The sequence below is a fragment of the Apilactobacillus kunkeei genome (assembly GCF_001308195.1).
GTDB classification, from domain to species: Bacteria; Bacillota; Bacilli; order Lactobacillales; family Lactobacillaceae; genus Apilactobacillus; species Apilactobacillus kunkeei_C.
In genome coordinates this window covers 17,482-30,660 of record NZ_JXDF01000005.1, presented here as the reverse complement: position 1 = coordinate 30,660, position 13,179 = coordinate 17,482, and the positions used below count along the sequence as shown (strand labels likewise).

Genomic DNA, 13,179 nt, shown 5'->3' with positions numbered 1-13,179 from the left:
TAATCTTTAATGGCAGCTAATTTTAATTCTTTAGAAAACATAAAAGAACCCCTTAAGTTAGATTTCTCCAACTCAAGGGGTTCAGTTCAACCGGCTAATTACCGATTCCTTTTTATTATTCTTTAGTTTCTTTCTTTTCGCCGTTTTGCTTTAGTAGTTTTGCAAAAGTAGTCATTTGACCATATGAGTCTGCACCATCATTTGGTACAACCACCATGTTGGTGTCTGAGTTGGCTAGATTACTAAATGCTTCGATGCTTTGAGCATTGAAGTACTTGTCATCTGCACCTTGTAAAGCTTCTTGAATCTTATCAATTCTGTACTTTTCAGCATCCGCCTTAGTCTTGGTAGCTTGAGCGTTAGCTTCAGCAGTCGCAACTAATGCTTCGTTTTGCGCCTTAGTACGTAGTTCAACAGACTTGGCATCCCCTTCAGCACGTGAAATTTCAGCTTGGCGTTCACGGTCAGCAGTAAGTTGAGTGTTCATGGCTTCTTGAATGGCCTTACTTGGAGTTAATTCATCGATGTTAATACGATCAACGTTAATTCCATAGATGTCGGTTAAATCACCAATTGCATCGGCTAGTTCTTTATTGATTTCCTTAGTGGAACCCAACACTTCGTTTAAATCCATACGACCGATGATATCTCTTAAGTGACCACGGACTAATTGGACCATGGACATTACTGAATCGGTATTTTCGTATTGGTACTTAACGGGTTCAGTCACGTGGTAGTTCAAACTGACACTACCTAATACTTCAGCGTTATCCTTAGTAATCAATGAATACTTTGGTAGTAGCTTAGGTTGCATTGCTAAACTAACGGTTCTAACGCGTTGAATTAATGGAATGTAGAAGTGCAAACCAGAGCTTAAAGTGTGGCTGTACTTTCCTAATGTTTCAACTAATCCTTCGTTATTTTGACGAATGACTTTAACTCCAAATGGCATAACAAATACCTCACTTAATTTTTTGTAAATGAAGAGTATTACCTGTGTTATTCACGACCGAGTATTTCGCTTGATCATCATAGGTAGAATTATCGGATAAATCATAACGATACCAAATACCACCAACTTGAACCAATGATTTGTCGGTCGAGAAATCGTCACTTGTAATGACTCTGCCTAAAAACATTCGATGTTCTAAATTGTCAGTCATGAAAAACACCTCCCCCTTTATTCACGTCCCATTATGCCATTGTTGTATTTAATAGTCGATATATTTTGCATAAAAATATTTTTCTTTTAAAACATTGATATATCAACATGTCCAAGAAACTTGGCTACCAAAAATAGCATTTTTTATATAAAATAAAGTCATTATCTTAAGAGAAAAGAGACGATACATAATGAAATTTGGTGAACGTATCAGAGAACAACGCAAAATCAAAAATATGACTCAAGAAGATGTCGCAAAACACTTACACGTTTCTCGAAAAACCATCTCAAGTTGGGAAAACGAAAACAGCTATCCAGATATCAAGAGTCTAGTGAAAATTAGTGATCTCTATCAAATTTCACTAGATACCCTTTTAAACGAGGATTCAGGACTAAAAGAATATCTACAAAAGGATAAGGTCCAAAGTAATTACTTGGAATTAAAGTATGGAATTTCTGCACTTGGTAGCCTTGCGATTACACTGTTAGCGGTGATGAATAATGCCACTGCCTTGGTCTTTTTCATTGGAATCGTACTTGTTCAAGCCGCTAATAACCAATTTATGAAAAAAACTGGTTTAGAGTCACCAGAAAACAAAAAGTCCATTCTTAAAGATCCTAATGCAAGGCCCTCTGTTAAAATTCTAACCATTTTCCTTATTTTGATAGGAATAATAATCATTATATGGATGGGCTATATTTCTATTGTCAGCAATACAGTAATTGGACTTATTGTCATCGGAATCTATACTCAGATAGTCAATTTATTTGTATACATCATCGATAAATTCCATCTCAGATAAAAAAGACGCCACATAAGTGGCGTCTTTTTTCTGAATATAATTAATGACCTTTATGTTTTTCCATCTTTTTATGTTGCTTCATCTTGAAGTTCATTAATTTCTTTTCTCTGTTATATTCACTTTTTTTCTTTTTACTTGTCTTCTTTTCTAATTGGCTTTGTTCTTTTAAAGCTTGTTGAGCCTTAGTACCAATTCCTTTAGAAACTTCTTTTCTACTAATTCTTTGTAGCCTCTTAGGATTGATTCTTTTTTCGGAAATATCGACTTCATCAGCAGCTTTTTGATAAAACCTAAATCTTGACCACTTCTTATTTATAAGATTGTTTATCGAATATGCAGATGGTTCAGAAGTTCCTAAAGTTACCTTTGCAACTTCATAATTGTCATCAAAAGTATTTTCGATAATCAAACGATAAAAAGGAGGATCAAATACAACAACTGCCTTACCTTTAACAAAATTATCGATATTCATCCCCTCCTTTTTATGAAAAACTAATTATGGTTAAATAATAAAATAATCAATAAATATTATCAAGATATAATTTATTTAAATAAAAAGACGCCACATACGTGACGTCTTTTTGCTTAGTCTTGTTTTCTTCTCTTCTTAATTGCATATACTACCAATCCGATAATGATCCATAGAATTACTGCGTATGGATATAGATTTCCAGGGAAATCTGGGATTGGGTATAGGTTAGTCCACATTGGGTAAACTAACACTAAGATTCCTAGAATTGGAATCAAGATATGTTTGATAAATGAACGCTTGATGGTATCTCTGTGCTTGTGGAAGTATAGAATTGTTCCGACACAGGCCAAAGCATATACGGTCAACATACTTAATACACCAAGTGTTGATGAGTTTGCATAGATTACTTCAGGACCATAAGGAACACCGAAGATTAGGTATGCCACTGCCATGATTACAGTTAGTAACCAAATCGCACGAGTGGGACTATTTAGTTTTTCATTAAATTTGCCAAAGTATTTTGGTAGATATTTTTTCACACCCATTGCGTAAATCATGTATGCACCAGCGTTCATGATACCAAGTACGGAGCCAAAACTACTAATTAGAATGGCAAAGTCCATAATCAAAGCCATTGGGCGACCCATATACATTAATGAAAGATCGTTTAATGGCGATGAAGAATGAGCGAAATCTGAGACATGGTGGATACCAAATCCGATTACTTGCATATAACTAGCAATAACAAAGAAAATTCCGGCAAAAATAATTGTAACAATAATAGATAATGGAACTGAACGTTTTGGATTCTTTGTTCTAACAGCTACAGTTGTAACACCTTCAAAACCACAGAAAGAAAGGATGGCAAATACCATTCCTTGTCCAATTCCAGATACACTACTGTGAGTTGGAACAAATGGTTGGGCACTAATGCCATCACGTCCACCTTTGGCAAAAATAATAACGGTTAGTACAACCAAAATAGCAATCGCCAAAAATTCAATTGCAATGGCTGATTTACTGGTAAGCTTTAGACCAAATGTAAGAACTAGTGCAGCTCCTAATAAAATTACAAACGCAATAATTGTATTGTTGAAATTAAAACCTAACTGAGCAAAGAATACATGTGCAAAGTTAGTATTCGCCCCCATACATGAAACCGCTAAGTTCACATAGGCAAATGTTAGCGTCCAACCACTAACTAAACCTAATCTTTCTCCTAAAGCTTGTTGGTTATAAGCATATACTGAACCAACGTCTGAAATATGTTTTGATAATTCCGCGAAACAGATACCTACAAAAAGTAATCCGATTGCACCAAGTAGAAATGCTAATGGTACATTAATTCCAGCAAACGGCACTGCTGGTACGGCGTTAAAAGCAATTGAACCAGTTGGAGCAACAGCTGCAACGGCTAACGCAAACGTCTCAAATTTAGTAATCTTTTTTGACTCATCTAAATCCATTATTTATTTCACTTCCTAAGTATTATGATGTGATGTATGTATTCCCCTCCAAACAAAAAAGCCGCTGATCCCATCACTATAGGTCAGCAGCTCTTCTCAGATTAATCGTATGTATCACGACGCGATTAAATAACCAGAGGAGAAGCCGCCGGTTTACAACAATCGCACATGTTCATGTTCATAAAATTATTCATATGTGTCTCCTCCTCCGATATATTTTCTAACGATTATATCGTATACTAAACTTTTGATTCTGATAAGTCAATTAAAAGCACCTAATCATTTTATAATTTAAATTATGAAGGTATAAAAAAAGACCGACATCAGTCGATCTATTAAATATTAATCGTTAACAACAGTAGCCTTAATGGTGTTTCTTTCGGCCATGTCTTTGTATGCTTGGTTAATATCTTCTAGTTTGTATTTACCAGTGAAAACTTTGCCTGGGTGAATGGCACCAGATAATACGGCATCCAATAATTCTTGTCTATCGTAAGTAGTAACTGAAGCAATACCACCAGCAAGTGCAATGTTCTTACCAAATGGGGTCACAATATCTAAGTTACCTGAGTGAGGCAAACCAACACGACCAACCTTAGCGCCTGGACGAGCAACGTCTAAAGCAGTTTGAGTTGATAATTCAGTACCAACACATTCTAGAACAGCATCTGCACCGTTGCCGTGAGTTAGTTCCATAACCTTCTTCACAGCTTCATCACCACGTTCAGCGATGATATCGGTAGCACCGAATTCCTTGGCTAGCTTTTGTCTGTCTTCGTGTCTACTCATTGCGATAATTTGTTTTGCACCACGTAGTTTTGCAGAAATTACACCACATAGACCAACGGCACCATCACCGATAACAACGGCAGTGTCACCCTTTTGAACATCCGCAGTACGAGCTGCATGGTATCCAGTAGCCATAACATCTGATAGAGCTAATAGTGAATCTAACATTTCATCACTGTAGTCTTCTGGTTTACCAGGAACCTTAACTAGTGACCATTCACCGTGTTGAGCTCTTAGGTATTCAGCTTGGGCACTTTGAGTAAAGTTATCTGAATGGTTTAGACAACTTCCGTCGTAACCAGCTAAACAAGCGGCACAATGTCCACAACCGTGAGTAAATGGTACGATTACGAAATCACCAGGTTGTAAAGTAGTGATGTCCTTACCAACAGTTTCAACAACACCCAATGCTTCATGACCATTGTTGTAAGCTTTCTTTTTGTATTCGTCTAATCCACGGTATGACCATAAGTCTGATCCACAGACACAGGTACGAACTACCTTTAGGATAACGTCGTCATCTTTTTCAATCTTTGGCATGTCGACATCTTGCACTTCGACCTTACCAGGTTCAATAAATACTGCACTTTTCATAATTGAAGCCTCCCATATTTTCGATAAGTACAATTATTCCATATAAAGTGCACTTTAAGTCAAATGATAAGACTCAAAATTTTCGATGTAAAACATTTGCATTATGCGAACAAATGTTCTATTATAACTATAACATACATTTATCCATGAATTCATTCAAAAAAGACATCTTACAACGCTGCGTAAGATGTCTTTTTTATTCCCCTTCGAATCTAAGTCTAACCTGATTAACGACCAATATTGATTCTAAAACATTTAAGAATCCTTGTCCGTAGATGATGATTGTGTATCGGTGTAAATTAATCGTTAATATTACGGTTAGAAGTACGACGATTAACGGGATTATTAGCCCTGCTAATACGAAGTGTTTTCCGGATCTAACGTAGCAGTGTGTGCAACATAGACCTAGAAAAAAGATAAAAAATAGTGTTTCTAACATTAAGTACTTCTCTCCTCTTGAAGTACACTTTACACCCCTTATTCTAAAATGTCTTTAATAAATTTTCTCATAATTCAACTTTTTTGAAATTTCGGCATTTTATGGGTATCAAAAATGTTACAAACCCGCATTTTATATACAAAAAAGAAGACTCACTGGGGAACTGAAGTTATAATATTGAACAGATAAATAAAAGCACTTTCGATAAAATGATTATTTTTATTTGATAAAATAACATAATTCGGAGGTGTTTTTTGTATGGCTAATAATAGATATTCATATGAAACTAAACTAGAAGCCGTTCGGCTTCTTAATGAAGGTGTTCCAGGTAGAAAGATTTGTGAAATGCTTGGGTTAAAGAGTGATGGATTAATTTATACGTGGCGGAAATATGTAAGAAATGGCGATTACTACCGTTTGAAGCAAAAGCCTGGAAAGCAATATAAATATAATAAAGGTAACTTAGAACTACCTAGTCATGTCATAAAAGACATGGAAATTAAACAAATGAAAGAAGAACTTGAAGTTATAAAAAAATATTTAATCATGGAAGGGCTGTGGTAAATCAAGATACTATTAAATTAATCGATAATTTCACATCAAAGATATCTTTAGTTAGGATTTGTCAGTATCTCAACATATCTAGAAGTACCTATTACTATCATAAAAAGCATGCAGATCATTTTAATTTAAGTCAGATTGAACAAGAGATTCAACAACTATGTATAAAAACGAAGTTTTTATATGGTTATCGTAAAATTCATGCACTAATTAATAAGTATTTAAAATGTAGTGTTAGTAAAGTTCAAAGAATTATGGCCAAATATGGTTGGGGGTGTCGTATTAAACGTAAAAGATCTTATAGACCTGGTAATCCATTTAAACAATTTGATAATATAATCAATCGTGATTGGAACGTTAGTTTACCAAAACGTAAATTAACTACTGATATCACGTATATTCCTTGCGGAAATAAGATGTTATATCTCTCAACGATCATGGATAGTTTTAATTCGGAAATTATCGCTCATAAAATTTCAAATCATCCAAATACCCAATTGGCGTTAGATACATTAAATCAATTAGGCTATTTAAATGGCGCTATTATCCATAGTGATCAAGGTTCGACTTACACTTCACGTGAATTTTTTGAATTAGCACGTAAAAAAGGCGCCATCAGAAGCATGTCCCGTAAAGGCACGCCAGCTGATAACGCCATCATCGAATCATTTCACGCCAACCTAAAGACTGAAATGATTTACACACAAGCTAAACCTAAAGGTTTAGCAGACACCATTAAGTGTGTAAATAATTATATCAAATTTTGGAATAATACACGAATATTAACAAAATTAGGCAACCAATCCCCTGTAGAATACAGAAAATCAGTTGCCCAATTAAAGAGTTAGAAAGCTGCTTTTATTTATTTGTTCAAAATAATAGTTGCAGTTCCAACGTAGGATGCTTTTTTATTATTCATAAATCATATCTTCAAAGATTTCGTTGGCAATCAAGCGGTTAACAATTGTATCCGCGATTGAACTTAATAGTTGTTCAATTTCTGAATCGTTGTTAGCGACTGACTTACCGTCTGCGATATGGTGTAGCTTTTGAACCAACATTTCAATGAATTCATCATAGGCTTGTTTAGGAAATTGTTGCTTAGTAATTTCGTCAATTCCACGTCTGATGTCCTTAATTGAAAAGACTGGTTTCAATAAACTGATAATTATAATGTCTGCCACGTGGACAGTTTGATATTTCTTTTTAACTGGCGCAAATGTCGCCTTGTTTTTTACGTAATTATTAACCATGGACTTAGTTACTGTATCCATCCCTAGTGGTCCAATCGCCTCGTTGACAACGGCCACTAGCTGATCCATGTATAAATCAAACTTGGGAAGTTCTTCCCACTTTGGTAAAGTAACTTCTTTCATTTGGTCCTGCCACTTGGTATATTTGCTGTTCATTAGATCACCTCAATGTCATTATTATACCACATCAAGTAGTTTTATATACTAGCTTAAATGGAGTCATCAAATTTTTCTGGATTAATCTTAATCAAGATTCGACGAACAACTGATGACATTACGATAAACACTGGTACAGCAGTCACAACAACTAGTGCTGCAGGAATGAAGATTGGCATCGTAAATACATCTACCAGTGAGAATACCGATGGGAAGAATAAGAAGATGGCCGCAAATATCACAATTGATGGCACAATGATGGATAACTTGACCTTGTTGAGTGGACGTGATGCTTTAAACAAGGCAATCCAGTAGATGAATCCTGTAACCAAGACACTGATTGTCGCTCTTTGGACAAAGTTAAAGTCAAAGGCCTTTCCAATGTAGATAATCAACACAACGTATCCAACAATCGTCATCGCTGCTGGCAACGCAATGTTGTATATCTTGGTACTAAACTGGTTGGTAACCCTTTGATAGTTAGGCGCTAATGCCAATAGGAATGATGGCAATCCAACCATAAAGGTGTTGATTGGTGTCAATTGAATTGGTTGAAATGGATAGCTGTGAATGCTAAACATAAACAAGATGGTTAATGACAATGAGAACATTGTCTTAATCAAGTATAGCGAAGCCACACTACCGATGTTATTGATAACACGGCGTCCTTCGGCTAGGACATCGATCATTGCCGAGAAGTTTGAATTAATCAAAACGAAGTCGGCAATTCCCTTGGTGCTTTCACTACCGGAAGCCATCGCAATTCCACAGTTGGCTTGTTTCATCGCCAACATATCGTTAACCCCGTCTCCGGTCATCGCAACGGTATTACCGTTTAATTGATATGAACGAATGAGGCGTTTCTTTTGTTGTGGTGTCACACGACCAAAGACCGCGTTGTCCTTTACCAATTCTTGGTAGTCGGCGTCAAACGGAACTTCAGTCATGTCGACAATCTTGTCGCTGTCCTTTAACCCTACTCGTTTTGCAATTGCGCTAACGGTCTTGGGATCGTCACCTGAAATCACCTTCAAACTAACTCCCTGTTCAACGAAATATTGAAGAGTACTCTTAGCGTCCGGTCTAATTTCATCACTGATTAGGATTAAACCTAGTAGTTGGGCATCATCTAAATCTTCAGTTAAGTCCTTGTGACTTTGTAGCAATGCCAAGACACGGTATCCTTGGTTGGCATAATCGCTAATGGTGTCTGAGACTTCTTTACTCATGTTTTCGATAATGAACTGAGGAGCACCCATGATGAAGTTACCTTCATCGGTGTCGACCCCACTCCACTTCTTGTCAGAAGAAAATGGAAAACTCTTTACGACATTCACGTTAGGATTTGCGATTGCTTGTTTGATAGCTGAAGATGTTTCGTTATCGTCTTCAAACGCATATACCAAGCTACCTAAGACGTGCTTTAATTCATCCTTGGAGTGATTGTTGAAAGGCAATACATCTTCAAACTTTAGTTTTCCAGAAGTAATTGTCCCAGTCTTATCCAAACAGATGGTATCAACACGCGCCAAAGTTTCAATCGCTGGTAGTTCACGCACTAAGACCTTGTGGCGTGCCAACTTAGCAGCTGAAACCGCCAATGTCACTGATGACAATAGAACAAGTCCTTCCGGAATCATTCCAATCATCGCAGCAACGGTTCCTAGCATCGCTTGGTCGATGTCATCCCCACGCATAATCTTGGTGTACAACAACAATGCACCAAGTGGCACAATCACAAAGGTTAACCACTTAATAATCTTGTTGATGGTCTTTAACATCTTGCTATCGGAATCTTTCTTGGTACGACTAACTTCGAATTCCATTCTATTAACGAATGTATCCTCACCAACTTCGGTCGCCACAATTCTAGCACTACCGCTTAAAACGACACTACCGGATGTAACTGAATCACCGTGATTCTTTTCAATCGAATTGGTTTCACCGGTGATTTGTGATTCGTCGACTTGAAGAGAATCTGAGGTTAAGACCTTCCCATCGATTGGAATTTGGTCCCCGTGTCCAATTAACAAAACATCCCCCAAGACGATGTGGTCATCTTCGACTTCTTTGATTTGGCCGTCGCGCACGACTCTAATCAATCCTTGAGATAAAATGGCCATCTTATCTAGTTGGCGTTTGGATCTGATTTCTTGGATACTTCCGATGATGGTGTTAGAAACTGCAATCACTAAAAACAATAGATTTTTGTAGTCGCCGGTATAGAAAACCATTGCCGCCAAAACGATATTGATAAAGTTAAATAATGTGAATGCATTTCCCTGTAAAATTTGTGGAATGGTCTTGGTAAACCCCTTCCGTTTGGTGTTATGCAAGCCTTGATCATATAGACGTTTGGCTTGTTTGGTAGTCAGTCCCTTTTGACTGTCAATTCGTGATTGCAAAAAGACACCCCTAACATGTAAAAAATTTGATTTATCTTGTTTTTATGGACTATCATGGTTTTGGTACTTAAATAATCAAAGGAGGCCATTATTATGCCTAACTCAATTAAAGATACCGTCAAGCTAAGAGATGGAAACCAAATGCCTGTAGAAGGCTTTGGAACCTACAAACTAGCTGATCCAGATAGTATGGATGCAGCAATTAAGTCCGCATATGAAGCTGGATATCGATTATTCGATACTGCACAATTCTATAATAATGAAGAACTACTAGGTAATTCAATTAAAAAGCTACAAATTAACAGAAATGAAATATTTATTACCACTAAAATCCCAGAACCAAAGCAAGGTTACCAATCAACTTTAGACGCGATTGATGAATCACTTGCCAAACTACAAACTGACTACATCGACTTATTACTAGTTCACTGGCCAGTTCGTTCACACTTCTTTGAAACTTGGCGTGCATTCGAAGACGCCAAGAAAGCCGGTAAGGTCAAGTCAATTGGGGTAAGTAACTACCACCAAACTCACTTGGATTTACTAAAGACTAAGGCTACTGAAATGCCAGTCGTAAACCAAATCGAAGTTCACCCTTACCTAAGCCAAAAATCAATGCTAAAGGCAAACGAAGACGAAGGAATCGTTACCCAAGCATGGAGTCCAATGGGTCGTGGTGCTACGCTAAACGATGACACCATCCAAGAAATCGCTAGAGCACATGGCAAGTCCAGTGCTCAAATCATCTTGAGATGGCACTTACAAAACGGTGTCACAATCATTCCTAAGTCCAGCGCTCCACAAAGAGTTGCTGAAAATGCTGACTTGTATGATTTTGAATTATCAGACCATGAAATGAAGTTAATTGACGACTTAAATCAAGACTTCCGTACTGGTGACGATCCAGAAGTAGTTTACGAAATCGAACACCAATACCCTCGTCACAAGTAAAAAATTAGCAAGTAATTGTACTAAGTGTATAATTACTTGCTAACAATACATATTAAGGAGTTTTGGTTATGGGTTATATAATTGTCGCTTTGCTAGCAATGGGAATTTTTCTCGGATTCGGTTACATGATTGTCTACGGTTGTCTATTCATCATTTGGCTAATCAGCTTGTTCTTCGATCGTGATGAACGCAGAAGAGCAAATGAAGAAACAAAAAGAAGCACCGAAAGATTTCGTCAAATGACTGAACAAATCCGAGTTCAAAACGAAGAAATGCGTCAAAGAACAGAACAACTAAAGGCAGAAAATCAACGCAAGCGAGAAGAAATTGCCCGCAGTCAAAATAAAAATCAATAACCAACATATACACAAAAAAGACGCCCAAATGGCGCCTTTTTTCTTTACATTCAACTATTCTTGATACGAACATTTTTTGGTACTTGTTGAAAAAAAGTTCAAATTTAATTGTTGACAGCCAAATTTTTTTGGTCTATTCTTAAAAGCAACTTGAAAGTAGTAATTCAAATCGACATGTTAAGCGAGTATCTGATTTAGTGAAACGAGATACCTTGTCCTTGAATGAAGGCAGTCAAGATTTATCAATTGAATCGAAATCTTAATGCGCATTAAGAACCAGAGGTATCAAGTGTGAACTTGATATAAAACTAAGGTGGAACAGTGTTACGACGCCCTTGTACGAAAGTACAAGGGCGTTTTTTATTTACCAAAAGGAGAATGAATTATGTACGATTTTTCAAAAGAAGATCCAGAAATTTTTAAAGCGATTGAACATGAAAACAATCGTCAAGATAACGTAATTGAATTAATTGCATCAGAAAACATTGCATCCAAGGCTGTTTGCGCGGCTCAAGGTTCTGTATTAACTAATAAATACGCAGTAGGATATCCCGGTAAACGTGTCTACACCGGGAACGAAGCAATCGATGAAATCGACAAGATTGCCAAGAAACGTGCGGAAGAATTATTCCATGCAGAATATGCAAATGTTCACCCTCACTCAGGAAGCCAAGCTAACCAAGCTGTCTATGCTGCCTTCTTACAACCAGGCGATAGAATTCTTGCAATGAGCGAACATGCTGGTGGTCATTTCACTCACGGTCAAAAGCATAACTTCTCCGGTCAACTTTACGAATCACATTTCTATGGCGTTGACCCTAAAACAGAATTACTAGATTTTGAAAACATTCGCCAAATTGCTCTAGAAGTAAAACCAAAACTAATCATTGCTGGTGCCTCAGCATACAGTCACATCATTTATTGGGACGAATTTAGAAAGATTGCTGATGAAGTCGGTGCCATCCTAATGGTCGACATGGCCCACATTGCCGGTCTAGTCGCTGCCGGTGTTCACCCTAACCCAGTTGAAGTTGCCGACGTGGTCACTACCACTACCCACAAGACATTACGTGGACCACGTGGTGGTATGATCCTAGCCAAAGCCAAGTATGCAGATAAGTTAGACTATGCAGTTTTTCCTATCTCACAAAGTGGTGCTTTGGAACATGTTATTGCTGCTAAGGCGGTTGCATTAGGTGAAGCATTAAAACCAGAATTCCATTACTACGCCAAAAACGTAGTCAAAAACGCTAAGGCCATGGCTAAGGTTTTCAACCAAGACGAAAAGATTCGTGTTGTATCAGGTGATACCGAAAACCATGAAATGACATTGGACTTAAATGCTGTTGGTTTAACCGGTGATCAAGCAGCCGAACTACTTTACTCAGTTGGTATCGCTACTAATAAAGAACTACTACCACTAGAAGATGGTGATACTATGGAAGGAATCCGTATCGGTACCCCTACCATCACCAGCCGTAACTTCAATGAAGAAGAAGCTGCTAAGGTAGCAACCATCATTGTGGATGTCTTAAACCACCCTGGTCATCAAAACATCTTAGACGATGCGAAGCAACAAGTGCATGACCTAGTCGTTAAACATCCCGTTACCAGATAAATATGTAAAATAAAAAAGACCTTCTTGAGAGAGAGCGGTCTTTTTTGAGAGAGATAAGAAAATATAAATTTATTAACGAGATGAGAGGTCTCATTAACATAATAAATATGAGTTAACTGATCGCCTTTATGCGAACAACTGTTCTTATTATATA

The 13,179-nt window shown here is 37.2% G+C and carries 13 protein-coding genes; 6 read left to right on the top strand and 7 right to left on the bottom strand.

Going from position 1 to position 13,179, the window contains the following annotated elements:
- Positions 1-115 precede the first annotated feature (115 nt).
- On the bottom strand, positions 116-952 hold the full coding sequence (locus RZ78_RS00930) for an SPFH domain-containing protein (RefSeq protein WP_054607829.1): 837 nt from the start codon (positions 950-952) through the stop codon (positions 116-118).
- A gap of 10 nt (positions 953-962) precedes the next feature.
- Positions 963-1,163, bottom strand: coding sequence for a hypothetical protein (locus tag RZ78_RS00925; RefSeq protein WP_054607828.1), 201 nt, complete (start codon positions 1,161-1,163; stop codon positions 963-965).
- Between the two features lie 190 nt (positions 1,164-1,353).
- On the opposite strand from RZ78_RS00925, the gene RZ78_RS07410 reads away from it, so the two are divergent.
- The gene (locus RZ78_RS07410) at positions 1,354-1,965 is read left to right on the top strand and encodes a helix-turn-helix domain-containing protein (RefSeq protein ID WP_081006863.1); all 612 of its coding nucleotides are present in this window, start codon (positions 1,354-1,356) and stop codon (positions 1,963-1,965) included.
- Between the two features lie 40 nt (positions 1,966-2,005).
- Here RZ78_RS07410 and RZ78_RS00915 read toward each other — a convergent pair whose 3' ends face one another.
- The 3 genes from RZ78_RS00915 to RZ78_RS00905 form a co-directional block, all read right to left on the bottom strand.
- Positions 2,006-2,437 carry a YjdF family protein gene (locus RZ78_RS00915; protein WP_054607827.1) on the bottom strand — a complete coding sequence of 144 codons (432 nt, stop codon included), beginning with the start codon at positions 2,435-2,437 and terminating at the stop codon, positions 2,006-2,008.
- 113 nt (positions 2,438-2,550) lie between these two features.
- Positions 2,551-3,903: an APC family permease gene (locus tag RZ78_RS00910; RefSeq protein ID WP_054607826.1), complete on the bottom strand. Its 1,353-nt coding sequence runs from the start codon at positions 3,901-3,903 to the stop codon at positions 2,551-2,553.
- 342 nt (positions 3,904-4,245) lie between these two features.
- Positions 4,246-5,286: a zinc-dependent alcohol dehydrogenase family protein gene (locus RZ78_RS00905; protein ID WP_054607825.1), complete on the bottom strand. Its 1,041-nt coding sequence runs from the start codon at positions 5,284-5,286 to the stop codon at positions 4,246-4,248.
- A gap of 697 nt (positions 5,287-5,983) precedes the next feature.
- Between RZ78_RS00905 and RZ78_RS00900 the strand changes: the two genes are divergently transcribed.
- Both RZ78_RS00900 and RZ78_RS00895 read left to right on the top strand, forming a co-directional pair.
- Positions 5,984-6,289, top strand: coding sequence for a transposase (locus RZ78_RS00900; RefSeq protein ID WP_054607824.1), 306 nt, complete (start codon positions 5,984-5,986; stop codon positions 6,287-6,289).
- Positions 6,283-7,134: an IS3 family transposase gene (locus tag RZ78_RS00895; RefSeq protein WP_054607823.1), complete on the top strand. Its 852-nt coding sequence runs from the start codon at positions 6,283-6,285 to the stop codon at positions 7,132-7,134. The genes RZ78_RS00900 and RZ78_RS00895 overlap by 7 nt, the downstream gene beginning before the upstream one ends.
- 63 nt (positions 7,135-7,197) lie before the next feature.
- Here RZ78_RS00895 and RZ78_RS00890 read toward each other — a convergent pair whose 3' ends face one another.
- Both RZ78_RS00890 and RZ78_RS00885 read right to left on the bottom strand, forming a co-directional pair.
- Complete coding sequence (locus RZ78_RS00890; protein ID WP_034530989.1) at positions 7,198-7,695, bottom strand: DUF1836 domain-containing protein; 498 nt, start codon at positions 7,693-7,695, stop codon at positions 7,198-7,200.
- Between the two features lie 53 nt (positions 7,696-7,748).
- Complete coding sequence (locus RZ78_RS00885) at positions 7,749-10,100, bottom strand: HAD-IC family P-type ATPase (protein ID WP_054607822.1); 2,352 nt, start codon at positions 10,098-10,100, stop codon at positions 7,749-7,751.
- Positions 10,101-10,193: 93 nt separating this feature from the next.
- Between RZ78_RS00885 and RZ78_RS00880 the strand changes: the two genes are divergently transcribed.
- The 3 genes from RZ78_RS00880 (at position 10,194) to glyA (ending at position 13,025) form a co-directional block, all read left to right on the top strand.
- Positions 10,194-11,051 (top strand): aldo/keto reductase, encoded by an 858-nt coding sequence (locus RZ78_RS00880; RefSeq protein WP_054607821.1) that lies wholly within the window; start codon positions 10,194-10,196, stop codon positions 11,049-11,051.
- Between the two features lie 68 nt (positions 11,052-11,119).
- The gene (locus tag RZ78_RS00875) at positions 11,120-11,407 is read left to right on the top strand and encodes a hypothetical protein (RefSeq protein ID WP_054607820.1); all 288 of its coding nucleotides are present in this window, start codon (positions 11,120-11,122) and stop codon (positions 11,405-11,407) included.
- 385 nt (positions 11,408-11,792) lie between these two features.
- The gene (glyA, locus tag RZ78_RS00870) at positions 11,793-13,025 is read left to right on the top strand and encodes a serine hydroxymethyltransferase (protein WP_054607819.1); all 1,233 of its coding nucleotides are present in this window, start codon (positions 11,793-11,795) and stop codon (positions 13,023-13,025) included.
- The last annotated feature ends 154 nt before the right edge of the window (positions 13,026-13,179 follow it).